Genomic DNA, 25,672 nt, shown 5'->3' with positions numbered 1-25,672 from the left:
ATTTGCTGGGCTAAAGCCACAGCCTACGCGACGTAGAGATAACAATGAACCAAGTATTAACCCGAAGTCAGACACAGCAGCAAGCGCAGCCTAAGCTTAGTGCGTGGCAGCGCTTGCGACAGTATCAGCCTAGCGCCAGATTAATTAAGATAGTGTTAGCTTGGTGGCTATTACTGATAGTGGTTACGGCACTAGATATGACTCGAGGCTTCGGTATTAATGTGCTCAATACTAGTTCTGAATCGTTATATTATCTGTGCTATGCACTGCTGGCAGGTCTAGTAGTCATCTGTTCGCTAGACGTTTTGATGCTCATGACTTTAAGTCAGACAACGGACTACAAAATAGAACGTAAATTTCCAAGCAATGTGCCAATCTATCACGATATGGATATTGAAGTTTTACTAAGTGCTGCTGTGCATAGTGGCTTACTTAATAGCTTACTCACTATGGGTATGGTCAAAAATATTCATATTGAATTTTATGATGATTATCCAGATCATTTAATGCTCATTGATGCTATGCCTATTGGGATTAAGCTGCCATTAGCAGTAAGTCGAACAGATAGTAAAGTAGATACTGTAAGTGATATCGGTAATTCTGAAAGCCAGCCAAGCAGCATAACTATACGCTACCCAGTCGTTCCCTCTGAGCGCGGTACTGGCTATTTTGGTGTTGCTTATTTGCGGGTCTGGTCACCGCTAAAGTTGTTCAGGCGTTCACTAGCGGTATCTGCCGATCCAGCTAATGCATCACAGTATCTACGAGTGCTAGCAGACTTCTCAGGACTGCTCAATAATCAGCTGTCTGTTATCTTTGAAAGAAGTGTTCAAGCTGGCGGGCAAGCACTGATGCAGCAAGGTCAAGGCAGTGATTTCTTAAAGTTACGAGAATATAGCGTCGGTGATGCCATCCGTCAAATCGATTGGAAAACCAGCTCAAGACTGCGCAAACTGATGAGTAAAGCCTACGAAGATGAGAACGACCAAGACGTAGTATTTTTACTCGATTGCGGTGAGCAAATGCGCCATCAAGATGTCTACCATAACGACAGCGATATCGATGAGGCGCTGCATACCGATCGTCTGTTGTGGCAAAGTAAATTGGACGGTAGTGATAATATGACGGGACATGCCAGCTATTTTGACAAAGTGCTTAATGCCGTATTATTACTATCGTACCTTGCTAATAAGCAAAGCGACCGCGTTGGGCTGATGACCTTTGGTGGCGTCGATATATTTTTAGCGCCCAGTAAAGGCACGACACTGATTCGGCATCTGCTCAATGAGACTGCTGATATCAAGCCTACAATGCAAACGGGCGATTACCTTATCGCCGCGCAAGAGCTAACGAAAAAGCTCAAAAAACGTAGTGTCGTTATCCTTGTTACTAATACCCGTGCCGAAGCGACGGAGGAGTTGACTCAAGCGGTGAACCTACTATCCAAACGTCATCAAGTAGTCTTTGCTAATCTCATAGAGCAAGTGGTTGTTGACCGCTTATACGGCGATACTATCCCTAAAAGTATGGATGACGCGCTGCTGTATCATTCGCTAGTCGATTATCAACAAGGCCGACAGCAGTTGCAGCAATTGCTAAGTCAGAAGACGGGAGCGCTATGTTTGCAAACCACAGCGAACCATTTACCTAGTACGTTGACGCAGGCTTATTTGTCGCTGAAGCGGCGTTGATAGTGATAAAAGGACTACAAAATCAATTATTACAGAGTGAAATGAGCGGTACATGAAATACTTGCACACTATATTAGGTCGTTGATGCAGCCAATAATGCCTTCAAATACATCTTCTGTTCGTAAGTTGGATTACCCTAATTATTCTCTAGTTCAAATTCCAGACGACTTTCAAGATCTTTGCGTCTATCTTCAGTAATTGTAGTCTCGCAACTTATGCTCATGAGTGGTCCCATAGTTCCAGTTTCCCAATCGGTTTGAAAAGCACAGTCTTTTCTACTGAAATCTACCCATGCCAACTGTGAAGTCTTTGGTAGTTGTTTATTGTTTGAATCAAGTATTGACATTAGCTTTTTATAAACTCTATCTAACCTATCTTTCTCAATCTTCAAATCTTTCATACCACATTGCTTTAATGAAACAGTATCATATTTTTCTTCATCACAATATTCAGAATCTTGGGCTAAAGCGCTATTCAACATGATACTCAAGGTGAGGCTAATACCAATCAGCCACTTTTTATTGTTCATTGTAAATCCTTATAAAACGAATTGAGTTTTGATATAGCAGTAACCTGTCTCTATTGTTGCAAATTTATACGATAGTCAGAATATTTTTTGGACACACTGACTTATAAAAAGATGATAGCAATATATCAATGTTGTTGCTAATGATGCGGATAGTGGAAAACTATAGACTCCAAAAAACTGAGACACAGCCGAATGGTCGAATTCCTATTAGCGTACCAATCATGATTTGAAGCACTTTTGGAAAAAAATTAAAACTATGTAATTATTAAAAAACATATCTGCTAATAGGCTGATGGTTACAGGGTTATCGTTTGGAGTGACAATATCCACTATTGCACCAGATAACATTGATTTTGCTAAAGAATGAATAGAACAGGGAGATGTAAGAAGTCCGGTTACACTCAGATCTCAATATTACTCTGAAAAACTCTGCGTGATGCAAGGTTATACTACAGTTCATTACTGGTGTAAAAAATCCGCTAATCTAGTGGTGTGTTTCTATGAATACTAAGTTTGCTTTTCAGAAAAATTTCGAAGTTTATCTATATAGTTTGCCCAATCTTGCATCATTTGTACTCTACTGTCTATCTCATCCAACCTATTGTAAGCACCACCATGTGTATCTTTTATTCTATGACCCAGCTGTAACTCTGTTACGATATCCGAATAACGTAACTCAGGTTGTTCCATTAATAAAGTTTTAGCAGATGCCCGAAATCCATGAGCGCATTGAACATTTTTATAGCCAAGCCTATGGAATATTTGTACTAGTGTTGCTTTACTAATATAAGGATTGCTTGAGGCGCGCATCGATGCAAACACATACTCTTTATGACCTGTGACTGATTGTATTTTTCGTAAACGCACAATTACTTGAGTTGCTAGTGGTACAACTAAGTGCGATACCATGTCATCACGACCTTCGCCTTTTGTTGGGGAAAACTCCCATAGCTTGTTATCCCAATCTATATCTTGCCAGCGCATAGACCGTAAATCGATACTACGTACGAAGACATAAGGTAGTAAATTCATTGCCTCCAATGTGATTTTACTTGCACCTTTAAAATTGGACATATCGTTCAGGAGGGTGGCAAACTGATCAGGCTTGGTGATGGCTGGTAAGTGGTTACCTGAGCTAGCAGGTGCGAGCTCGCCACGCGTATCAATAGCTACGTTTCTATCGCATAATCCTCTTGCGACAGCGAATGAAAAGACTTTTTCAGTATAAAGCCGAGTGCTTGCGCCAACAAAGGTTGCTTGATTTTCGTTATTCTGAATCGCCTCACACACACTTAATATCATCTCGCTCGTGATATCATTCATTCTTAAGTCGCCAATCTCGCGACACATATATCCTAGACATAAATCCCAAAATTTAAGGGTCGATTCACTAAACGCACGCTTTCTAGATTTGCTACGATTACGACTTGACGTCTTGTGATCTCTCCATGCTTGTGTAATATCAGCAAATGTAGCGTTTTTTAAATGAACATATTTATTGACTTGTTCTTTTTGGTGAATGGCTTTAGGGTCAGAGCCTTGTGCGACCATGCTAAGTATAGTTTCTGCTTTATGTTTAGCTTCATATAGGCTGATGTCTTCGACCTTACCTAACATCATTCTAGGGCGCTTACCATCGATATGCGGATGAGCATACCGCAAGTAATATTCCTTTTTACCATTTGGATAAATACGGATACTTAAACCCGCAATACCTGAGACACTGACCGAGTAATCCTTATCTCGGCATTCAAGTTTATTTATATCATTTAAATTGTCGACAGCCATAATTTATATCCGTAAGCTTTATAAGCAAGGTAAATTGTAAGGGTTAATTCATTATCTCTATATTTAGACTTGGAACAAACTTTGCGCATATGTTATAAATCTTGAAAAGTGTTTTCTGTAAAAAATAGATAACTATTGGACACTAACATGGACACCGTTATTGATCGACTTAGTTATTAAACCCTTTATAAACAAGGTTATTAGATATAATTATCCCCAAGTGAAGGTTGGGGATAATTATAGTATAGTGGAGAAAGAGGGAGTAAGCTATTTTTTTGTTGATATATATGGCGTTTGAAGGAATAAACTTCATATAGATTAAAAGTAAGAGTGCTGTTTGCTGTTGGCAATAGAGTCCTTCGACATATTTGCACGAAAAACCGTGCTCCTGTGCTCGCACAGAATACCTTAATCAGGGTGATAGTACTGTTCTGTGCAAATTTGGAAGGCATCAACTCAATGCTTTAGATTAAGATATCTCAGGAAGAACGAGAGATGATAGAAAAGACCAATGAATGTTTCACTAATCTGGAAGGCTCTTTTGATGACTTTAAATAAAAGCGTATTACAACGTAGTTAGCTAAACAACGTAGTTAACTAAGATAATAGCAGCCATGAGGTGTATCTAGACTTGGACTCACTGAGATGCCAAGTAGGAGCATTGTCAGAGCTTGTATACGTTCTTATTAATGGTATAGAGTAATAGGCATCCCGAAGAGTTATTGATTATACTTTGAGCTGATTGTCACTTGCGCGCAAATACTTCTGTATCTAACGTAGTTCAAGCACATTCGCATCAATGAGGATGTCGGCTAAGCTACCAACAATCGATTGATGAGTGATTTAGTTATTAGGTGATGATTAGGAATGGCAGATTATGCAAAGGGCTTATTGTGCAGTATGAAGGTAGTAAACTTAGCAATGATGAGCAGAACAAGTTTATCAAACAGGTTAACTAGCGACATAGTTTAATACGTTAAGCTTGATTACAGATCACTGATAGCTCTGTACATTAACTCCTTAAGACAGCTCAGCTAGTAACTGTATTAGTGGTGATGAAGATGACTTTATGAATACTTAGTACGTATGAGAATCAATCAATCATCAACCAATCTTTATAAGGATTTATCATATAATTATAATCCCATGAACTTATTATACGGTAGCCTTAGTTTAACATAATATACATTATACGAAAACAAACCAACGGTCTTAGAAGTTATCTATTTAATAAATATCTGCCTGATAATTTATACAACGCTCATATAAATCTTATTTGTTTTTCTAATCTAAAACTTATTACCCTTCAAATTACTACTTGAGTATTTATGAGCTGTTAGCTAGCGACAAGTCTTTAGTAAATATTCTTTTAGCGAGGTTCCATCCTCATCTAAGATTACATCGGCCACTTTACAATCAACACTGTCATCAATGCCGTCACACGACAAATCATAATAAACATTGCTGCCTTGTGCCAAGCTAACCTGTACCAATCCTTTATCAGTCATTGAAAATTTCTTTTCTTGCTCATAGTCAGGATCTTGCGAATCCCACAACACATCGTAGCCAATATGACAGGACATTTCCTCTCTATCAAAATAATCTCGCTCAAGCTTCATAGCTGCTTGCAGTTCTTGATTACCATATTGCTCTAGCACCACAGGATAATCCATTCCCTGATTGCTCACGTCCTGCTGATACATTTTCTTAATAGTAGCGACTTTCATTGCAGCATGCGTCTGCTTAGTATCTGGTGCATCCGCTATAGCAGTATTGACGGCAAGAAATCCCATTGTCAGTAATAATGCGTATGATTTTAATGTTTGCATGGTGTTCTCTACGAGCTTTAATAGGATAAGTGTTACAAGTTATTACATCATATCCCTCTTATTGCTTTGCTGTATTCTCGTATCAGTCTGGTTTAGAATTCGCTTATATTGTTCTTTGAACTACCATTTGGCTATACGTTATAAACAACATATTACACAGTGTTATTATAAATCTTGCTAACTTATCCTTATTATACTAATAAGCATAGTTACATCCATATCAAGTCAATACTATTTTTTATTCAATATGAATAACTCCGTATTCTTTACTTAATTTTCTTCATATGACAACAGCAAGGAGCCCTTCATGACAATGCTAATTCACCATAAACTTGCTGTTGGTAGCTGTTTGGCGCTTCTGTTTATGACAACAGGCTGTCAGTTTTCAGCAACGCCTGAAGTAGAAATTACTGAAACAGAAACCAAGCCTGTGACTTCTAATAGCGGTCAGAATAATGAAGCGTCAGTACCCGTAAACATACCGATAAAGGTATCAGAAAAAAACCCTATAAAACCATCAGTCAAACCTCAGACTAGCCAGCAAACTCTTACACAGCAAGCATTAGATATTCAGCAGGCTTTGGCGACTAAAGACTATGCCAGTATCACCAATCATATTCACCCAACTCGTGGCGTACGTTTTTCGATGTATGCTTATGTGCATTTAAACAAAGATAAAGTCTTTAGTCGCGAGCAATTCGTTCAATATCTAAATCAATCAAAAGTTCGCTTTACTTGGGGTGAATTGGATGGTGTTGGCGAGGCATTGGTAGTGCCGTTACCGGAATATTTAGATACTTGGATTGATGGTAAAAAATATAATAACGCACGCATAACAGTCAATACCTTTGAATCTAGAGGTAATATGATTAACAACGTCAATGAGGCTTATCCGAAATCAGATGTGGTTGATTTTTATTATAAAGGCTCTGACGAATACGATGGTATAGACTGGCGTGGTATGCGTTTGGTATTTGATGATTATCAAGGCAAACGGTATTTGGTTGGGATTATTAATGACAGATGGACGGTATAACTGTAAGCAAAAATATAATTTAAATATTTTATTTAGCAGGTAATATTATAAATAAAAGGGCGGTACATTGTATGTGATGTACTGCCCTTTTGTTTGTTTATATGATTATCACTTATATAGGTATATATTTACTTTTTGATATAAATAGATGAATGTCATAATTAATATTTATGATTTTGGCTCAAGTGGCTTTTGACGAAAAAACTTAACCATAATGTCGTAAATGTCAGGATAAGCATCAACTAGCTTTTGCGGTGTCTCAAAAAACACTTCGCTTAGCACGGCAAAAAACTCAGCCGGATTGATAGTGCCATAGCGATCCAGTCCTGACTTACGATGGGTTTGAAAGTCTTCAAAATCTCGCGTCATAATCTCAGTCCACCGAGTCGGATCCATATCCGGTTGCAGTGGCGGAAAGCCGTTGGCGCTACCATTAAGCATATCGAGCTTATGTACAAACTCATGGATGACGACATTATGACCATTACGCTCGCCTGAATGCTTGGCATCCTTCCATGACAGAATGACAGGCCCGCGCAGCCACGCCTCCCCACTACGATGTTGGTGACCCTCATGAACGATACCGAACTCGTCAATACTGGTGCTTTCGCTAGTGTATGAACCAGGATAAATTATGATTGATGACCAGCCAGCGTACCACTCAAGGCTTAGGTTTAAGATAGGTAGACAAGCCTGCAAGGCGATAGACTGCCTGACAGTATCAGTAATTTCAAAGCCTTGCGCACCAGTAATAGATTTATCAGCCAAAAACAACGTCGCCAGCTCAAACAGTCGGCTCATCTCATCCTCGTTTAGTCTATCCAATATCACAATGCGCTCGGCAGCTTGTATCCAGTCAGCGTTGGTAAATTCGCTATTGTCCAATACACGCTGCTCGCGCCAGTCTTTTATTATGTTGAACATGCTGTTTGTCCTTTTTCAGGTAATTGCCTATTTTACACAACATCATATTACACAGCGCTATCATTAACTTTGCTAATTTAGCTTTCAAATAGTCAAATTTTGAGGGGATAACAATGCAAGAATTTCAAACCAATAAAGAAGATATAACCCAAAGTCGTTTAATACAAGCACCGATCAGCACGGTTGGCAATAGCGAAGTCTTAGTTAAAGTCGACCGCTTTGCCTTTACTGCCAACAACATTACCTATGCGGCAATGGGCGATCAATTACAATATTGGCAGTTTTTCCCACCACATGCCGAAGATGCCAAAAAATGGGGCATTATTCCAGTGTGGGGTTTTGCTGATGTGATCGAATCAAATAATACTGAGTTGCCAGTGGGTGAACGGCTCTTTGGTTACTTCCCGCCAGCCAATGATCTAGTGCTAAAACCGACGAAAATTACGCCCATGGGATTAACCGATGGCAGTGCGCATCGTGCCCAGCTACCACCTACCTATAATATGTATCAACGGGTAAAGCATGAACCCGGTTATGACAAAGCTAATGACAAGCAGCGTATGCTATTGTTTCCATTACATATGGCTTCCTTTTGTTTATATGATCTACTAAAGAGCAATGATTGGTTTGGCGCTGAACAAGTGGTGATTATCAGTGCTTCTAGTAAGACTAGTACGGGCTTGGCCTACGGTCTAACTGATGATAAAGACGCACCGCACATCATCGGTCTCACATCAGATTACCATTTAGACTTTGTCAACTCAATGAATGCCTATGATAGCGTTTTAAGCTATGACAACCTTGAGCAGATTGATGCAAGTAAGCCGACGGTCATCGTAGACATGTCGGCCAATGCTGATTTGCTCAGCCGACTGCATACGCATCTAGGTGATAATATGCGCTATACCAGTAATGTGGGCTTAACCCACTGGGATGAATCGCGAGGCGCTGATGGCATTATTAAAGAACGTAGCCATCAATTTTTTGCACCCAGCCACATGCAGCAACGCATGAAGGAATGGGGCTTTGATGAGTTTAATAAACGCTCGATGAGCTATATGATGAAAAGCGCGGCAAAAACGACCCCTTGGCTCAAAATCAAAGAGCTGGATGGTCTGAATGGTCTAGCTAACATTTACCAAGAGGTCTGTGATGGCAAGATTGGCCCAGATGAAGGTTTGGTGGTAGTGATGTAGCTCTAACCCAATGAGTTAAAGCAGTAACTATCAAAAGTAATAGAGAGTATAGAGAGTATAGAGAGTATAGAGAGTATAGAGAGCTTGGCTAACAGGCTCTCTATTTTTTTGCTTATCAATAATACCTTGATGAGATCTTGTTTAATATTTTTGTTGACTGTATTACATATAGTGAGTGAAAAGTAATATCGATACATCACGCACTGCTGATATCAATTTTTCTTGCTTACTATGCCTGCGCAGACAGAGGCTACGAAAAATTGATATCAGCAATACCGTAGCGTTTTTAGAATATTGTCTAGAGGTTTTATTACTGAGCCACGCCCTCCTCCTGTAGATAGTCATACAAGCCTTCAGCAAAATTTCGATAATCAGCGCTGTTCGCATGAATTTGATCAGACTTAAGCGTGTCGTCAGACAGCACCTTTGACCAACCGCTAGCATATAACGGTACATGCTCCAATTTAGCAATATCCTCATAAATAGGATTGTCACTAGCCCTACCAAATAATGCGCTGGCACTAAAGTGTGGTTGCGCGATAAGTACCACAAGAATATTTGCTGACTTAAGCTTACCGATAGTTTCGGTAATATTAGCGCGAGTCGTTTCAGACTGAACGCGACGTAATACATCGTTGCCGCCAACACCAATCAATACTAAATCAGGATTTTGTGCGGTGATATCTTCTATACGGGCAAGTACCGCTGCTGATGTATCACCGTTCACGCCAGCATTAATAACCTTCCACTGACTCAGCTCTGCTAATACCATAGGATAAGCGTTCTCGGGACTAGCGCCATAGCCATAAGTAAGCGAATCGCCTAGCGCGATGACTTTACTATCCGCTGGCAAGACGATTTGATTTGGCGTGTCACTACAACCGCTAGTGCTCATGACGACAAAAACACCGATGGCAGCTAATGTTAAAAATTGGCGGCGATTCTTCATAGCACTTTCTTCCCTCTTTTATTTACTTCTAGCTATTTTTCATGACTCTTATTGGCATAACTTTTATGGAAACCCATTATCTTGGGGCCCCATTATCTAACGCTTGTTGTGCATTGCCCTATAGACGTTGTATAGTTAACAGAAGGCATAGCCAATACATTGGACGTATTGTACTCATTACACCTGCCAGCCTGCCCATTTATTTATTTTATAGTCAAATGGCCAGGCTGTTAATCGTAATTAATAACTTTACCAAGGATGCGTGAGGTATTTATGAATAAAAAGTCATCTCAATCTCAAAGCCAAAATCAGGCTCAAAATCAAAATCAAAGTCAAAGTCAAACCACTTCTACCACCAAGACCACCGTTAAAGACACCTCACAAAAAGCCACAAAAAAGCTGCAAAGTTTTGATGAGTTGCAAACTAGCAAAGGTCAATATCGACCTGTTGCGCAAGCCGTTGGCAATTGGCTCGACAACATTAACATCGACGCTCTTAACCATCTAAATGAGCAAGCCGAAAATATCTTTTACCGCAAAGGTGTCACCTTTACGGTCTATAGCGATGCTAAAAATATTGAGCGCATGATACCGTTTGATATTATCCCTCGCATCATCGCTGCCAGTGAATGGCAACAGATAGAGGCTGGTTGTAAGCAACGTATTACCGCACTCAATGCCTTTTTGCATGATATCTATCATGACCAAGCTATTATGAAGGCCGGTATCGTACCTGCTAGCTACGTTTATGCCAGCGGCTGCTATGAGCCTTGGATGATGGGTATTGAGCTGGACAAACCTATCTATTCGCATATTAGTGGCATCGATTTAATCCGCGATGAGACCGGTAGGTTTTGTGTATTAGAAGACAACCTGCGCACGCCTTCTGGCGTCTCTTACATGCTTGAGAGTCGTACCATATCAGAGACCCTATTGTCTGATATGTTCAGCCATACCCCTATTCTGGGCATCAGTGATTACCCGCAACGTCTCAAAAAATGTCTTGCCAGTGCTATTAGTAAATATGATCCACAGATTGTTATCTTAACGCCAGGGCGTTTTAACAGTGCTTATTATGAGCATGCTTTTTTAGCGCACGAGATGAATGTACCTTTAGTACATGGCTATGATTTAGTGGTTGAAGACAGTAAAGTCTACATGCAAGGTATTCGCGGTAAAGTGCAAGTCGATGTCATTTACCGGCGTATTGATGATCCTTATATTGATCCACTAGCATTTCAATCCAATTCTATATTGGGCGTATCAGGGCTGATGAGTGCCTATCGAGCAGGCAATGTGGTCATCGTCAATGCTCCCGGAACTGGCGTTGCAGATGATAAGAGTCTATACCCATTTGTACCGGATATGATTAAGTTCTACTTAGATGAAGATCCTATTCTTCCTAATATCGAAACTTATCAATGCCGCAAGCCTGATGAGCTTAAATATGTGCTTGATAATCTAGACAAGCTAGTGGTTAAAGAAACCCAAGGTTCAGGCGGATACGGGATGCTAATAGGGCCAACCTCGAGCAAACAAGAGATTGAGGACTACCGTAAGCGTTTACTGGATAATCCAGCTGGCTTCATTGCCCAACCAACGATTGCGCTGTCAACCAATCCTACTGCTGTCAGCGATGGCATTGCGCCACGTCACATTGATCTGCGTCCATTCATACTCAGTCATGGAGATGGTTCAGTGGATATTGTACCGGGCGGCTTAACTCGCGTCGCAATGGTCGAAGGTTCACTAGTAGTCAACTCATCGCAAGGTGGCGGCATCAAAGACACTTGGGTCGTTGATGACAGTAATTTAGATGAAAGTAATTTAAGTGTTGATAGTGTCAATAACCACAAATTTCCTGCATCTAGTCATTCGTCACTAGAGACCAGTACTGATCACGCCAACTATTATGATCGTGTACAGCCTACAGAAGCAGGCTATGAGCATTTAGATGATGCCCCTATGATACTGCTGTTATCCACCGCCAGCCATCTGATATGGCTGGGTAGATATAGTGAGAGGCTCTATTATTATGACAATATGATGAAGCAGCTGATCAAAGGCGATCTCAAAAAGTCACAAGTACAGCATTTAATCAGCCATTTAGGCTTTGAGGTAGATGCAGATGAGTCGCTAAAAACTATGAAAGCGCAGATGATCACTGATTTGGCACAAAAAAGAATTCCTAACGTGGTTCAGTCTATTGAGACCAATGTTCAAGAGGCCAAAGGTGTTATTGGTAAAGACACTGCTGAGCTGTATAACTTGATCAAGCGTCTCTCAAGCGCTGGCACTTATCGGGCAGCTACCTTACAACTATATGCCTGTAATGCTGCTATGAAACAAGAGCATGCGACAGTGACTTGTTTTTGGCAATTAGGGCGACACTTTGAGCAGCTGGAACGTGCTGTTTTATTAGATGAGGACTCAATGACAGCCAGTCTTGAGTTCAAACATTGGATCAATGAGCTACCAGAGAACACCCGATGGCGCGAGCTGACGCGCTTGACCAACCAGATGATCAAATCAAAGCGATTTAGTGACTTTAAGCTAATAAGTAAAGAGTTCAACATCATACTGCGGCAGGGTGTTTAAAAAAATCTCTAACAAGTACAAGTCATCAGAAGGTTCGATAAGACAATAGACCAGATAGCAATCCAGATAATAAGCACGACAAAAGGATGATATTATGAAACTTCAAATCAGCCACCAAACCAATTATTATTATGACGAGCTGGCGCAGCGCAGCGTGCAGTATATTCGCATGACTCCGATGCAACTACCGCACCAAGTCATACATCGCTGGGACGTTATGCTGCCAAAGGTAGCCACCAGTCAAAAAGATGGCTTCGGCAACGATTGGCTGACCCTCAGCCGTAATGAAGCCCATAATAACCTACAAATGCAGGCGTCAGGTATCGTTGAAATCAATACCGATACTGAGCGTTTAGAGGATATGGATAACGTCCCCTACTTACTATTTACCGTACAAACTCCCTTGACCAAATGCTCAGAGGCAATGCGCGAATTTGCCGCGCCTTATCTAAAAGACCCCTCTCAAGATAGCCTAAAGGCGATGGCAGCTGACCTTATAACCAAAATGCCCTTCATAAAAGATATGACCCATGTCGGAACAACGGCGGCTGAAGCGTTTGAGACTGGTGCAGGTGTGTGCCAAGACCATACTCATGTATTTTTGAGCTGCTTAAGAGATCAGAAAATCCCTGCTCGTTATGTGTCCGGCTATCTATATGATGACACCGAGAATCACATGGCCAGTCATGCTTGGGCGGAGGTTTGGCTAGAGGGCTACTGGTATGTCTTCGATATCTCAAATCAGTTGTTTCAGCCGAGCTCTCATGTGTACGTAGCCATTGGTCGGGATTACTTAGATGCTGCCCCTGTGCGCGGCGTACGAATGGGTGGCGGCTATGAAAACCTATACAGTCAAGTACTAGTGACAAGGTTGTCATAATAGCTTAGGTATTAGAGTTTTAGAATTAAATTAATGGCTAAATTAAGTTTTAATAGTAGATTGATTTAGTAATGTTTTTTTTAATTATTAAGCGTTTATTTTTTGGCATTTTTACTAGGGCGTGTCCTTATTTTAAAACGTGTCCTCGTTTTGAAAATGGTCATAAAAATTTAGCCATTCTTAGCCCATTTAGAGGTCTATAGATTGAATTGAGGACACGGCCTAATACTTAATATACTTAATACTCCTAATATCACTAAGCCAGCCCCAATTCAATTTCTTGTACTTTAGATGCCGGTAAGTATTTTAGATCTTAGCTGTCTTTCTTCCCAGCCGTATCTTTACATTTGCCAGTAATAATCCTGACAAGATCAACATCATCGCCAGCATCTTCCACCACGTTACCACTTCCCCTAGAAGCAGTACGGAAGTGATCATACCGAATACCGGCACTAATAAGGCAAAAGGCACAACTTTAGACGCAATATTTTGACTAAGCAGATGCACCCACAGTGCAAAACCAACAAGGGTTGAGATGTACACGATAAACCCAAGCGACAGCCAAGACTTGAGTGATGCTTGCGTAAACGTCGCCAATTGCCATGCGTCAGTCTCAAATATAAGAGAAGATAAGATCAAAATCACACAAGCAATCAGACCGCCCCATACCACTAAAGCTAGAGCAGACAACGCGGATGCTTTATTTTTCCCAGTGCTAGTCGAAACAAGTGACACGCCAGATCTTTGCTGAGTAACTTTTATGACGGCTTGCTTTGATGCCTGCTTGGAGGCAATGTTGCCAAAGCTCCAACCGATTGCCGCAATCAAGATACAGATAAACCCTATCAAAGGCATATCACCGCCAAGGTTCAGCGCGATTACGCCCAGTCCTAGTACGCCGACTAACATACCAGTTATCTGCATACGACTCACTGCCTCACCCAATATGACATATGCCAGTAATACCGTGATGAATATCTGAACTTGTAGCAGTAGTGCCGTTAACCCTGCCGATGCACCCAAATGCATGGCAGTAAATACAAAAGCATACTGCATGACAAAGGTGCCGATGGCATAGATAAATAGCGTACGGTTAAATTTGGGCGGCTTGAGGAAAAAAACCAGTGGCACAGCGGTAAAGAAAAAACGTAGAGCAGTGAGCATGAGTGGTGGAAAGCTTTCGAGCGCCCACGCAATAAAGGTGAAGTTCACGCCCCAAATAAAGGTAACCAGTACTGCTAATGCGATATGTAAAGGGGTCATATGCTTATCCTAGAATAGCTATTATTAGTTCTTAGTTCTTAGTTCTTAGTTGTTATTGATTTTTGAATTAGAAGAACCAACTATAATTTAAATAACCATAACAGACCCGATACAGTTTCACTGATGATGAACAAAGTGTATAGTTGGTTTTAACGTAACAATCAATCATTACATTGAAGAGATAAGCACATTCATTATGGTCGAAACCTATACGCTCAATCCCAATTTAACTAAGACCGCTGCCGTCGCTGAATGGATACAGCAGCGTATTGACTGGCAAATTTACCTGCCCAATCAGCGCGTACCCTCGGTGCGAAAGTTAGCGAAATTATTACATATATCAAGCTTTACGGTGGTACAGGCTTATGAGCAATTGGTGGCTACCAGTGTACTAATCGCTAAGCCCAGCTCGGGCTATTATGTCAATACGCAAGCAAGTTTAGTTCAGCCGAATGATGATAAAAGAAAGGTTTTTAAGCGCCCAGTAATAGATACGCGCTGGCTGATACAGCAAGTCTTTAGTGATATCCCGCATAATCGCTCGCCGGGGGTGGGAACACTACCGAGAGACTGGGTACGTAATGAGAAGATGGAATGGGCCATACGGCAGGTAACCCAGCAAGCCGATAGCTTTATTTATGACTATGGTAATGTTCATGGCTATCTGCCGCTGCGTCAGCAGCTGGTCCAACATCTGCATACGCTAGGCTTGCAAACTCATACTGACCATGTGATTACTACAGCTGGGGTATCACAAGCCGTGACCATGGTTGCGCGGCTGCTTACTCAAGCTGGAGATACGGTGGTCGTTGATGGGCCGGGCTGGTATTGGCTATCAAGCTGCCTGCAACAACAAGGATTAAACGTCGTCTCTGTAGAACGTGACCATCAAGGGCCTAATATTGAGCAGATGCAAAAGCTGTTTGCGGCGCATCGCCCTAAGTTGTATCTGACCAATAGCGTGCTGCATAATCCGACCTCTTGTAACCTGCATCCTGCTCGCGCACATCAAGTGCTCAATCTCATTCATGAGTACGATGCTTATATTTTTGAGGATGATTTATACGCTGCATTTGTGCCGGGTGGTCAAGTATTGCGCTATGCCACTCTTGATCAGTTCGAGCGGGTTTTTTATGCGACAGGATTTTCAAAATCGATGGCGTCTGGCTGGCGTGTCGGCATGTTAGTCTGTCCTGATAACTATATTGATGATGTATTGCGTATTAAAACCTTAAGCAATTCAAACACGCCAGAATTTGGCGAACGGGTTTGTCATCATTTATGGACGCATGGTGAGTATCGTCGGCAGATTAAAAGAGTACAGCAGCATTTATATAGCGCTCATGAAAGAATGCGAAAAGCATTACCAAATATAGGACTTACCTATCCTGAGCATACACAAGCAGGTCTCTTTGTTTGGGTAGACACGGGGCAGGATACGAGCCAGCTAGCACTAGATGCCTATAAAGAAGGCTGGCTGGTCGCACCGGGGCAATTATTTTATCCAGATGCCCGCACCTCAACCCATCTGCGCCTAAATGTATCAACAACAAGCGATGAATTTTTACAGTGGTTAGGAGGATATTTGCATAAAAGAGTTTAACATAATTGTGTGAGCGCTGCGTTCGTTACCATAACCGACTGAAATAATGACATCGAGATTATAATGCCCTACTCGATAGGTTTTACCATCAGCGGAAGTTGTCGCAAATTTTGCGACAACTGCCTTTTTATTTATATGACAATGTCATAATGTCATAATGTCATAATGTCATAATGTCATGTGATATTTCCATTAAGTCATAGCCTACCAACCATTATATGCTTCAGCGAATAACGCTACACCAATAGAAACGGTGCCGTTCGGCTAACCTTTGATTTTGCGACATCATCAGGTTTGCCTTGAGCGACAATCAGTCCGCCCTCATCCCCTGCCCCTGGTCCGATATCAATAATCCAGTCGCTATTGCTGGCTACTTGCATATCGTGCTCAACCATAATGACCGTATTACCAGCATCAACAAGCCCATTTAACTGTGTCATCAGCATGGATACATCGGCAGGATGTAGTCCTGTGGTTGGCTCGTCCAATATATAAAGGGTATCGCCTCGTTGTACGCGCTGAAGTTCGGTCGCAAGCTTAATACGTTGAGCTTCGCCACCTGATAACTCAGTCGCGGGCTGACCAAGACGTAAATATCCGAGACCTACTTGTAATAAAGCATCTAAGGCGCGCAAGATTGATGCTTCATCTACAAAGAACTCATAGGCTGTTTCAACTGTTAAATTAAGCACTTCAGCGATGTTTTTACCTCGATAAGTGATTGCTAATGTTTCATCATCATAGCGTTGACCATGACAAACTTGGCATGGCGCATAAACACTAGGCAAAAATAACAGCTCAACACTGACAAACCCTAAACCTTCACAATTTGGACAGCGTCCCTTTACGGTGTTAAATGAAAAGCGACCGGCATCATAACCGTGTGCTTTTGCTTGTTCCGTTGCCGCAAACAATTTACGGACGTCATCGAACAGGCCTGTATAAGTAGCAAGATTTGAGCGCGGTGTACGCCCAATCGCTTTTTGATTAATGTTAATCAGGCGACGTACTTTGTACATGCCAGCAACGATTCTTCCACCTACTGCCGTCTCAAACTCTTGTTCAAGTAAACCTGCTTCGTCAGTTGGTGCTTCTACGACAGATTTTTGTCCCAGCGCTTCATTCACTAGCTCAACCAATGACTGACTGACTAGGCTTGATTTACCTGAGCCGGATACGCCAGTGACACTGGTCATCACACCTAGCGGAAACTCAACGTCTAACCCTTGGATATTGTTTTGTTCAATATCCGCAAGCTTGAGCCAAGCTGTTGGTCGTCTGATATCTGATTTTGACTTCACTATAGAACTATTAGTAAATAGATATTGACCAGTATGTGACTGGGCAACGTCACGTAAGCCATCTACAGGTCCACTATAAACAATCTCGCCACCATGCGTGCCAGCCTTTGGCCCGACATCTACCACCCAGTCGGCATGCCTGATAACGCTAACATCATGCTCAACGACAAATAAAGAGTTACCAGCTGCTATTAGCTCATCCAACGCACCTAGCAGTGCTTGAGTATCCGCAGGATGTAGACCAGCGGACGGCTCATCAAGGACATAGACGACACCAAAAAGCTGCGAGCGGATTTGCGTTGCCAATCGTAAACGTTGCAACTCGCCAGGAGACAAAGTTGGTGTGGTGCGTCCAAGTGATAGATACCCTAGCCCCAGTCTTGTCAATGCTTCAACACGAGCAAGAATATCACTGGCAATACGCTGAGCAACGATAGCTTTTTCACGGTTTGGCATACTATCGTTAGGGATTCTATTGGCAGCATCTTCCAATTTCAGCGCCAGTTCGGTGAGGGTTAATTGGGATAGCTCGCCAATATCTAGTCCTGAAAATTTGACTGATAGTGATTCCTTTTTAAGCTTCTTACCGTGGCATTCTGGACACTCAGAGATCTGCATAAACTGTGAGACACGCTTTTTGGTACGCGGGCTTTGAGTATTAGCAAAAGAATGCAAAATGAAGTTTTTTGCACTGGTAAAGGTGCCCATATAGTTGGGCTTTTCGCCTTTTTCAATCGCCTCGCGCGTTTGCTCAATATCGTATTCAGGATAAACAGGCACTGTTGGCGTATCATCAGTAAACAAAATCCAGTTACGAGTTTTCTTTGGTAGTGTGCTCCAAGGCTTATCAATATCATAGCCAAGCGTCGTTAATATACGACTTAGATTTTGACCTTGCCAAGCTGGTGGCCATGCCGCAATAGCACGCTCACGAATGGTCTTGGTATCATCAGGCACCATTAGCTGTTCGGTGACTTCAAACACGCGGCCGATACCTGAACAAGTCGGACAAGCACCTTCTGGCGTATTGGGAGAAAACGCATCCGCGTATAGCATCTCTTGATCTGCTGGATACTCTCCCGCTCGTGAGTACAGCATGCGTAGACCGTTCGAAATCGTCGTGACACTACCCACGGATGAACGCACCGAAGGCGACCCACGTTGCTGCTTCAGAGCAACTGCTGGCGGCAAGCCTTCTATCGCATCGACGTCAGGCTCATCAACTTGGTCAATGAGTCGTCTTGCATAAGGCGATACGGAATCAAGGTAGCGTCGTTGTGACTCAGCAAATAAGGTGCCAAAGGCTAAAGATGACTTTCCTGAGCCGGATATACCAGTAAAGACTACCAACGCATTGCGCGGTAAATCAACATCCACATTTTTGAGATTATGAACGCGAGCGCCCCTCACCTGAATGTAGTTGTGAGAGGTATTATTAATAGCGCTGTTATTAAAGTTATTATTAAAATAGCTAGAAGTGGTTTTAGTTTGGGTCATAAAATTATTATTCCTATTCATTTTTATTATAAAATTTTAAAAAGGTTAACATATCAAGGCTAAAGACCTCGGCTAGGTTTACCTATCACTAGCACAGTGAGACAAAATGATACTTAATATAAAAAACTTAATACCAAACTCAAAAAGACAAAAAATCCGCAGCAGCTTATGACTAGTGCGGATTTATATTTACAAATAACTTAATAGAAAACATTTAATAATGGGAAGCAGTACGTTCCTAAGAGACTACCAAACGCATTAACTGCGTACTAATATAACCGCCAAAAGTACCCACCGCATAACCAAGAATTCCTAAAAACACACCAACTGGCGCAAGCGATGGATGGAACGCCGTTGCAACGATAGGCGCGGATGAGGCACCGCCCGTGTTGGCATTGGAGCCGACTGCTAAAAAGAAGAAAGGCGCCCGAATGATTCTAGCGACAATAAATATTAGCACCACATGGATACTCATCCATAGCAGACCAATTAACAGGAGTCGCCACTGTGAGACAATACCCGCTAGATTGATTTGCATACCGATGGCAGCAATGAGTACAAAGATAAAAACAGTACCGATTTTGGAGGCACCAACATGATCAAGCCTACGGATTTTGGTAAAGGAAAAGACGACACCGATTAAAGTAATAATCACAACCATCCAAAAGAACGCGCTGGCAAAGCTATATTGTACTGCCCAGCTATAGGGCGCAAAGAACCCTGCAATCTGCCCGCCTGCGAAATGTGCTACCCCGACCATCGCAAAGCACAAACCAAACATTACCATCAAATCATTAAGCGTGGCTGGACGCGCATTATCACGCTCATAGCTTTCAACGGCAGCGATGACTTTATCAATGCTACTGCTATCCGCCCGTAAAAACTTATCTATCTTAGCGCTGTGTTTTGCCATGACTAATATAGCTAGCAGCCATAGTGAAGCATTGGTGGTATCGACCAAGATCATCATGCCAAATAAATCATCGCTGACGCCAAACAGCTCTTTCATCGCCGCTTGGTTTGCAGCCCCGCCAATCCAACTACCCGCCACTGCTGAGAACCCACGCCACAGCGTATCATCGGTAAACATCTCGGGTGACACCCATTTAGCAATGCCTAAGCTAATAGGACCACTAATAACAATAGCAATACTGGCAGCGAAGAACATCGCAATTGCTTTCCAGCCTAAACCCAGTATCTTAGGGACGTCCATTGATAAAGTCATCAGCAGTAAGCTTGCTGGCAACAGATAAGTGGCAGTAAAGCCATAAATTTGTGAGCCTATACCATCAGCGAAGACGCCTAAACTGTTCAGCGTTGCAGGGATAAAGCAGCACAGCACGATACCTGGTAATACCGCATAAAACCGTCGCCAAAACTTACTAGGCAATCCTTGGGTATAAAATACCAAACCGATAATGGCCATAATGATGCCAAATGCTAAGGGCAGACTATCAATTGCTAAATGAGAAATATCGGGCATCAAATGGCTCCGCAGCACACGATGAATAAAAGCTTGTCAGTATAGACAAGGCAAAAAAGACGTGCAAGCAACTATCGAATACAGAGTTAAGTTTAATCCTGTCAAACAAGTCATATTCTATCCGATGGTCGATACAAGACCGTCAGCCACAAAAAAGCCAGATAACAAGTATCTGGCTTTTTTATTTCGAACTCATTGTTAGTAATTGAGGTAGCTAGAATTGTCCTAGCCCATCAATGCTAGCTTATTACGAGTTTTTGTTACGGTTACCGCCAGTAGGACGGCCGCCTTGGCTATTGCCTGAACCTGAACGGCCAGTAGGACGACCTTGGCCACGACCTGTTGCAGCACGCTCACCACGTGGAACGCCAGTGCTATCGCCGCGGCTAGGAGCACCAGTACGCTTGCCTTGATACGGCTTGCCACCTGAACGCTCGTTTGGTTTGCCAGATGCGTCACGTGGCTTACCTTGATAACCGCTGTCATTGCTTGCGCGTTGACCGGCTGGAGCGCTGTCACTTGAACGACCACGAGCATTAGCAGGATTACCTTGATAGCCACCGCTTGAGCGACCACGACCTTGACCATTACCGCCGCCACTAGAGCGACCACGGCCACGGCCGCGAGGACTGCCTTTATTGTCGCTAGGAACGTAAGTTTTCTTAGGCTCCATGCCTTCAATGACACATACTTCCATTTTGCGATCTAAATAACGGTTGATCGCGTTAAGTTGTGGACGATCATCCATGCTACATAGGCTGATGGCGATACCAGTACGACCGGCACGACCACAACGACCGATACGATGGACGTAATCTTCAGTTTGACGTGGTAAGTCATAGTTGATTACGTGCGATAGTGCTGGCACGTCTAAACCACGAGCAGCAACGTCAGTTGCTACCAAGATTTTGCATTTACCATTACGGAGGTCTTGAACAATGCGGTTACGCTTGCTTTGTGGCAAATCGCCATGTAGGAAACTGGCTTTATGACCATCTTCTTGTAGCTGTTTTGCGAGCTTTTCAGTACTACGTTTGGTCGCAGCAAAGATAATGACCTGCTCCATATCTCTATCGCAAACAATTTTGTCAAGCAAACGGTTTTTGTGATCGAAATCATCACAGTAATACACTTTTTCTTCGATATGTGCTGATTCAACTTTAATTGAAACACGCTCAGGGTTTTTTGTGAAGCTTGCAGCGATTTTGCCGACAGGGCCATCCCACGTTGCTGAACACATAATCGTCTGACGATCAGTAGGTGCTGCACGTAGAATGTCGCTGATGTCATCAGCAAAACCCATGTCTAGCATACGGTCAGCTTCGTCAAGTACCAATATTTCAAGGGTTGATAAGTCAACGCGACCCGCATTGATATGGTCAAGTAAACGACCTGGTGTTGCAACGATAACTTGTACACCTTTTTTCAAAGCAGTGATCTGACCGTTGTATGGTGCGCCGCCAACTAAAGGTACGCAAAATAGACCGCGCATGTCTTTAGAATAAGTGCGTACGCTATCATGTACTTGCTGAGCAAGTTCACGCGTTGGCGTTAGGATAAGGGCTTTAGTCAATTTGTCAAAGCTAGTCGCACGGCTTAAGCGGTCAAGTACTGGGATAACGAAAGCAGCCGTTTTACCACTACCCGTTTGCGCAGACAATAAAAGATCACGACCTTCTAATGCAAAAGGGATCGCTTGTGCTTGAATAGGTGTTGGATTGGTGTAGCCACTGCGCTCAAGCGCGGTAAGAATCGGCTTGGCAATGTTTAGATCAGTAAAAGTAACTTGATTTTCATCAGTAGCGTCAGTATTGACCGCTTGATTGTTAGTATCAATGTTATTAGTAGCAGTATTTGGGGTATCAGTGCTTTCGATAATGCCGTTTTCAGCGGCGATTGCAGATAAGATATCAGTCATGAGAATCCTTGGTAAGTATAAGCCGCTGTAAATTCAGCAAGCTTGATGCATACCACTGATAACCGTTCATCACGTCACCCATATAAAATAATTATCAAAATCATGATAATCAAATGCCAAGCCAATAAGGCTTGTCAATATTATATAAAAGCGTTCGTGCTGTCTGACGTATTTTGGTGGTAGTGCCGAGTGTCTTATCCTTGCTTGATAGAAGCGCATTATCAATACTTTGTCCAAAGCAGATAACCGCAAATAACAACCAATCTAGCCCATACAAGGGTCAGTAGATAAGATATGAGTCAAAAATAATAAGATTATTTAAGTACACAAAATCATCGGCAACAATTACTTTCGGTCATCCTAGACCCAAAATCGCAGGCGATGTTATCAATCTCATAATTCACATTAGTCTAAGCTAACGTGGCGACGCATTATAGCACAACAAAACTGCAATCGGTAGCTATTTTCCTATTTCTTATTAAAGGAAGCAGTAAAATAGGACGTATGAAGCAATACTTTGCTAATAACGCATACTAAATGCAGCTTATCAAACAAGTCAGGTGTTAACGTGAAATTTTAACGTCAGTGACATGGGTTGGCAGTTGCCACGCACCGCCCGCTTCAATCATGCGGCATAGTCCAGTGGTACTTTCATGACTCTTTTCAAAGTCTTTGCCGGTCCATATCCATTCAGCTTTATATATGCAGTCACCAATACCACGACCCTTTTGTACAGACGTTATTTTGCCACTACTATAGTCTGTTGCACCAGTCGTCACTAATGTAGGTTTGTAAGGTTCACTGTCATTGAGTACCCAGACACCCATACCGGTATTATAAGCGCCTGCCCAGCAGTCATGTTGTGCAAGTAATTGTCTGCTATTTAGGCGACTAACGCGCCACGGTGAGTTATCAGATAAGTTTGGGCAATTAGTATCTACGTCGCTTATGGTGCTTTTCATTATCTTTGATAACTGAGAAGAGCGCATAGCAAATTTTTTCTTACTGCTAGAAGTGGCCTTAGGATTAGGCGTTACCAGCTGTATCGACGGTATAGCCTTCGGTGCTAAGACGCTGCTATTAGGCTTAGTGGGGCTATTAGTACGGATAAAGGCACTCGACGTACCAACTCGACCCTGCGCTTCATCGGCTTTGAGCATGACCGCATTTGAACCCTTGTCGGATAACTGCCAGCGTGCATTGCGGATAACCAGCTCAATCTTGCTTGATTTTGTCAATGCCTCTAATAGCGCTGTTACTTGCGCAGAGGTAAGTTCTGCATAGCCTGCTGTAGCTGAGAAAGGTCTGGTTTCGCCATAATCTTTATCATTAATAAACAACGATATCCGATGGCGATTGCCCAATTGCATCAATGCCTTGGCGGCGCTTTCTTTAGCACCGCCAAGTTTAACCTGTCCATCGACCGTCGCATTCGCACCTGCACGGCGTACCAGTAATAAAGAAACAGGCAGCTCGTTATTGTTATCTGATTGATAGCCTGCCAGCCGGCAAGTAAGGGTGTTGTCACAAGCGACTTGCCAATCTTGACTATTAAAATTAACGGGCGTGCTAGCAATACTCGCAGCACTAAATAAAGCGCTGCTGATTGCTGCAAATATAGGTAATAAGAGCTTCTTTGGCATAAATACTGACGTCTTTTTAATTTTTATAACATTTTTTTTAAAATAAGCGCTGTTTTTTAACAGTTCAAGTGCTTCAACATTATGTTGGCTATTATGACTAGCCTTATTCAATAACACTAATGCTCTACCCTTAAGATTATTATTCTTCATAATTTTTACTCACTAATAGAAGAAATATAAACACCAGCCTATTAAGGTGGTGGCTGTTATCTTAACGTACCAATGTTTCTATCTGTTGTACTAATGTACCATTATGTAAATAACGAATTATAACTCTATTTGAATATAACTATATTTGTATTTAGAATTATAGATATTCTGAAAACAAAAAGGTTAATAAGAGAATCCCTTATTAACCTTTTTATTAGACTGCTTGTTTATAACAATGAGCTAATACTATTTTATAGACTGCCTACATTAAACAATGGGCTCAAGCACTAAGCTTACTGCACGTTTGACAGCAGGACGTTCGGCAATTTTTTCTGCCCAACGCTTTACATGCTGATAGTCGTCCACTTGTAAGAATTCAGCGGCATCATAAAGCTTGCCAAGTACCAGTTGACCATACCATGTCCAAATAATGATATCGGCAATATTATAATCAGATTCCTTATTGCCACACATATATTCATTGTCCTTTAGGTGGCGATCCAGAACGTCAAGCTGGCGTTTAACTTCCATCGTATAGCGGTTGATAGGATATTCCAGCGGTTCGGGCGCATAAGCATAAAAGTGTCCAAAGCCGCCGCCCAAGAAAGGTGTACTCCCCATCTGCCACATTACCCAAGACAGACAATCTGCCCGCGCCTTGCCAAGTGACAAAGGTATAAACTCGCCAAATTTTTCTGCTAAGTACATTAAAATTGCGCCAGATTCAAAGATAGCAATCGGTTCGCCAGCGTCATCAGCAGCATGATCGACCAAAGCAGGGATTTTTGAGTTTGGGTTGATGGCCACAAAGCCTGAGCCAAACTGATCGCCTTCAGAGATGTCGATTTGGTAGGCGTTGTATTCAGCGCCTTTAATATTAAGCTCGGCAAGCTCTTCCAATAAGATATTTATCTTGACACCATTCGGTGTATTTAACGAGTACAGTTGTAATGGCGCATCGCCGACTGGCAGTTCTTTATCATGGCGCGCGCCTGCAGTGGGACGATTGATGCTAGCAAATTTCCCACCGTTTTCTTTATCTTGGGTCCAGACGTTGGGTGGTATATAGCCACTTGTATTACCATTAGCTTGCTTATCGCTAGATTGCTGGTTAGAGGAATTATTATCATGACTCATAAGGCTGCCTATTTTTATCGTTTTATTAAATGGGGATGCACTCGTTATGGTTTTCTAAATACGGCTTTTCTAAGTATGGTTATGCTGACCATGTGCGTCTTACTATAGCGAGGATGGAGTATTCTATTAAAGTCACGTCTTGTAATTAATGTAGGTATTTTTAAGCCAGATATTGTCGGGTATCGAGTGCAGCAAAGTAACCATGTTACATAGCCACATTTTAAAGTTGTGATATAGCCACATGGTTACTTTGCTGC

The 25,672-nt window shown here is 42.2% G+C and carries 16 protein-coding genes and 1 pseudogene; 6 read left to right on the top strand and 11 right to left on the bottom strand.

The features are described from left to right. Nucleotides 1-44: 44 nt before the first annotated feature. Entirely contained in the window at nucleotides 45-1,691 is a 1,647-nt protein-coding gene (locus WAZ74_RS06485) for a DUF58 domain-containing protein (protein ID WP_422307021.1), read from the top strand. Nucleotides 1,692-1,827: 136 nt separating this feature from the next. Here the strand turns inward: WAZ74_RS06485 and WAZ74_RS06480 are convergent, their stop codons facing one another. The 3 genes from WAZ74_RS06480 to WAZ74_RS06470 all read right to left on the bottom strand — a co-directional run bounded on the left by WAZ74_RS06480 (nucleotide 1,828) and on the right by WAZ74_RS06470 (nucleotide 5,837). Next, nucleotides 1,828-2,220 (bottom strand): lysozyme inhibitor LprI family protein, encoded by a 393-nt coding sequence (locus WAZ74_RS06480; protein WP_422307019.1) that lies wholly within the window; start codon nucleotides 2,218-2,220, stop codon nucleotides 1,828-1,830. A gap of 507 nt (nucleotides 2,221-2,727) precedes the next feature. Beyond that, nucleotides 2,728-4,008 carry a tyrosine-type recombinase/integrase gene (locus WAZ74_RS06475; RefSeq protein WP_422307017.1) on the bottom strand — a complete coding sequence of 427 codons (1,281 nt, stop codon included), beginning with the start codon at nucleotides 4,006-4,008 and terminating at the stop codon, nucleotides 2,728-2,730. A gap of 1,340 nt (nucleotides 4,009-5,348) precedes the next feature. Then, nucleotides 5,349-5,837, bottom strand: a complete 489-nt coding sequence (locus WAZ74_RS06470) for a hypothetical protein (RefSeq protein ID WP_422307015.1) — start codon at nucleotides 5,835-5,837, stop codon at nucleotides 5,349-5,351. 307 nt (nucleotides 5,838-6,144) lie between these two features. Here WAZ74_RS06470 and WAZ74_RS06465 point away from each other — a divergent pair, with 307 nt between their 5' ends. Continuing rightward, a complete protein-coding gene (locus WAZ74_RS06465; protein ID WP_422307013.1) occupies nucleotides 6,145-6,873 on the top strand; it encodes a hypothetical protein in 729 nt (242 codons plus the stop codon). 168 nt (nucleotides 6,874-7,041) lie between these two features. Here the strand turns inward: WAZ74_RS06465 and WAZ74_RS06460 are convergent, their stop codons facing one another. Further along, on the bottom strand, nucleotides 7,042-7,797 hold the full coding sequence (locus tag WAZ74_RS06460; RefSeq protein ID WP_422307011.1) for a zinc-dependent peptidase: 756 nt from the start codon (nucleotides 7,795-7,797) through the stop codon (nucleotides 7,042-7,044). A gap of 113 nt (nucleotides 7,798-7,910) precedes the next feature. On the opposite strand from WAZ74_RS06460, the gene WAZ74_RS06455 reads away from it, so the two are divergent. Beyond that, nucleotides 7,911-8,993, top strand: coding sequence for a DUF2855 family protein (locus WAZ74_RS06455; protein WP_422307009.1), 1,083 nt, complete (start codon nucleotides 7,911-7,913; stop codon nucleotides 8,991-8,993). Between the two features lie 310 nt (nucleotides 8,994-9,303). Here WAZ74_RS06455 and WAZ74_RS06450 read toward each other — a convergent pair whose 3' ends face one another. Further along, the gene (locus WAZ74_RS06450; protein WP_422307007.1) at nucleotides 9,304-9,942 is read right to left on the bottom strand and encodes a GDSL-type esterase/lipase family protein; all 639 of its coding nucleotides are present in this window, start codon (nucleotides 9,940-9,942) and stop codon (nucleotides 9,304-9,306) included. A gap of 273 nt (nucleotides 9,943-10,215) precedes the next feature. On the opposite strand from WAZ74_RS06450, the pseudogene WAZ74_RS06445 reads away from it, so the two are divergent. Together WAZ74_RS06445 and WAZ74_RS06440 are read left to right on the top strand one after the other, a co-directional pair. Then, nucleotides 10,216-11,748, top strand: a pseudogene (locus tag WAZ74_RS06445) (circularly permuted type 2 ATP-grasp protein); the annotation flags it as partial. An 886-nt stretch (nucleotides 11,749-12,634) separates the two neighbouring features. After that, nucleotides 12,635-13,420 carry a transglutaminase family protein gene (locus WAZ74_RS06440; protein WP_422307005.1) on the top strand — a complete coding sequence of 262 codons (786 nt, stop codon included), beginning with the start codon at nucleotides 12,635-12,637 and terminating at the stop codon, nucleotides 13,418-13,420. Nucleotides 13,421-13,726: 306 nt separating this feature from the next. On the opposite strand, the gene WAZ74_RS06435 is transcribed toward WAZ74_RS06440, so the two are convergent. Then, a complete protein-coding gene (locus WAZ74_RS06435; RefSeq protein ID WP_422307003.1) occupies nucleotides 13,727-14,683 on the bottom strand; it encodes an EamA family transporter in 957 nt (318 codons plus the stop codon). A gap of 196 nt (nucleotides 14,684-14,879) precedes the next feature. On the opposite strand from WAZ74_RS06435, the gene WAZ74_RS06430 reads away from it, so the two are divergent. Next, complete coding sequence (locus WAZ74_RS06430) at nucleotides 14,880-16,286, top strand: PLP-dependent aminotransferase family protein (RefSeq protein ID WP_422307001.1); 1,407 nt, start codon at nucleotides 14,880-14,882, stop codon at nucleotides 16,284-16,286. 236 nt (nucleotides 16,287-16,522) lie between these two features. Here WAZ74_RS06430 and uvrA read toward each other — a convergent pair whose 3' ends face one another. The 5 genes from uvrA to yghU all read right to left on the bottom strand — a co-directional run bounded on the left by uvrA (nucleotide 16,523) and on the right by yghU (nucleotide 25,415). After that, nucleotides 16,523-19,084, bottom strand: coding sequence for an excinuclease ABC subunit UvrA (uvrA, locus tag WAZ74_RS06425; RefSeq protein WP_422306999.1), 2,562 nt, complete (start codon nucleotides 19,082-19,084; stop codon nucleotides 16,523-16,525). Between the two features lie 238 nt (nucleotides 19,085-19,322). Continuing rightward, nucleotides 19,323-20,567 (bottom strand): DUF819 domain-containing protein, encoded by a 1,245-nt coding sequence (locus WAZ74_RS06420; protein ID WP_422306997.1) that lies wholly within the window; start codon nucleotides 20,565-20,567, stop codon nucleotides 19,323-19,325. 247 nt (nucleotides 20,568-20,814) lie between these two features. Further along, a complete protein-coding gene (locus WAZ74_RS06415) occupies nucleotides 20,815-22,485 on the bottom strand; it encodes a DEAD/DEAH box helicase (RefSeq protein WP_422306995.1) in 1,671 nt (556 codons plus the stop codon). Nucleotides 22,486-23,048: 563 nt separating this feature from the next. Further along, on the bottom strand, nucleotides 23,049-24,128 hold the full coding sequence (locus tag WAZ74_RS06410; RefSeq protein WP_422306993.1) for a DUF1176 domain-containing protein: 1,080 nt from the start codon (nucleotides 24,126-24,128) through the stop codon (nucleotides 23,049-23,051). Nucleotides 24,129-24,545: 417 nt separating this feature from the next. Beyond that, a complete protein-coding gene (gene yghU / locus WAZ74_RS06405) occupies nucleotides 24,546-25,415 on the bottom strand; it encodes a glutathione-dependent disulfide-bond oxidoreductase (RefSeq protein ID WP_422306991.1) in 870 nt (289 codons plus the stop codon). Nucleotides 25,416-25,672: the final 257 nt, after the last annotated feature.

Source organism: Psychrobacter sp. (assembly GCF_049295055.1).
GTDB lineage: Bacteria > Pseudomonadota > Gammaproteobacteria > Pseudomonadales > Moraxellaceae > Psychrobacter.
This window is presented reverse-complemented; position numbering and strand designations above follow the sequence as displayed.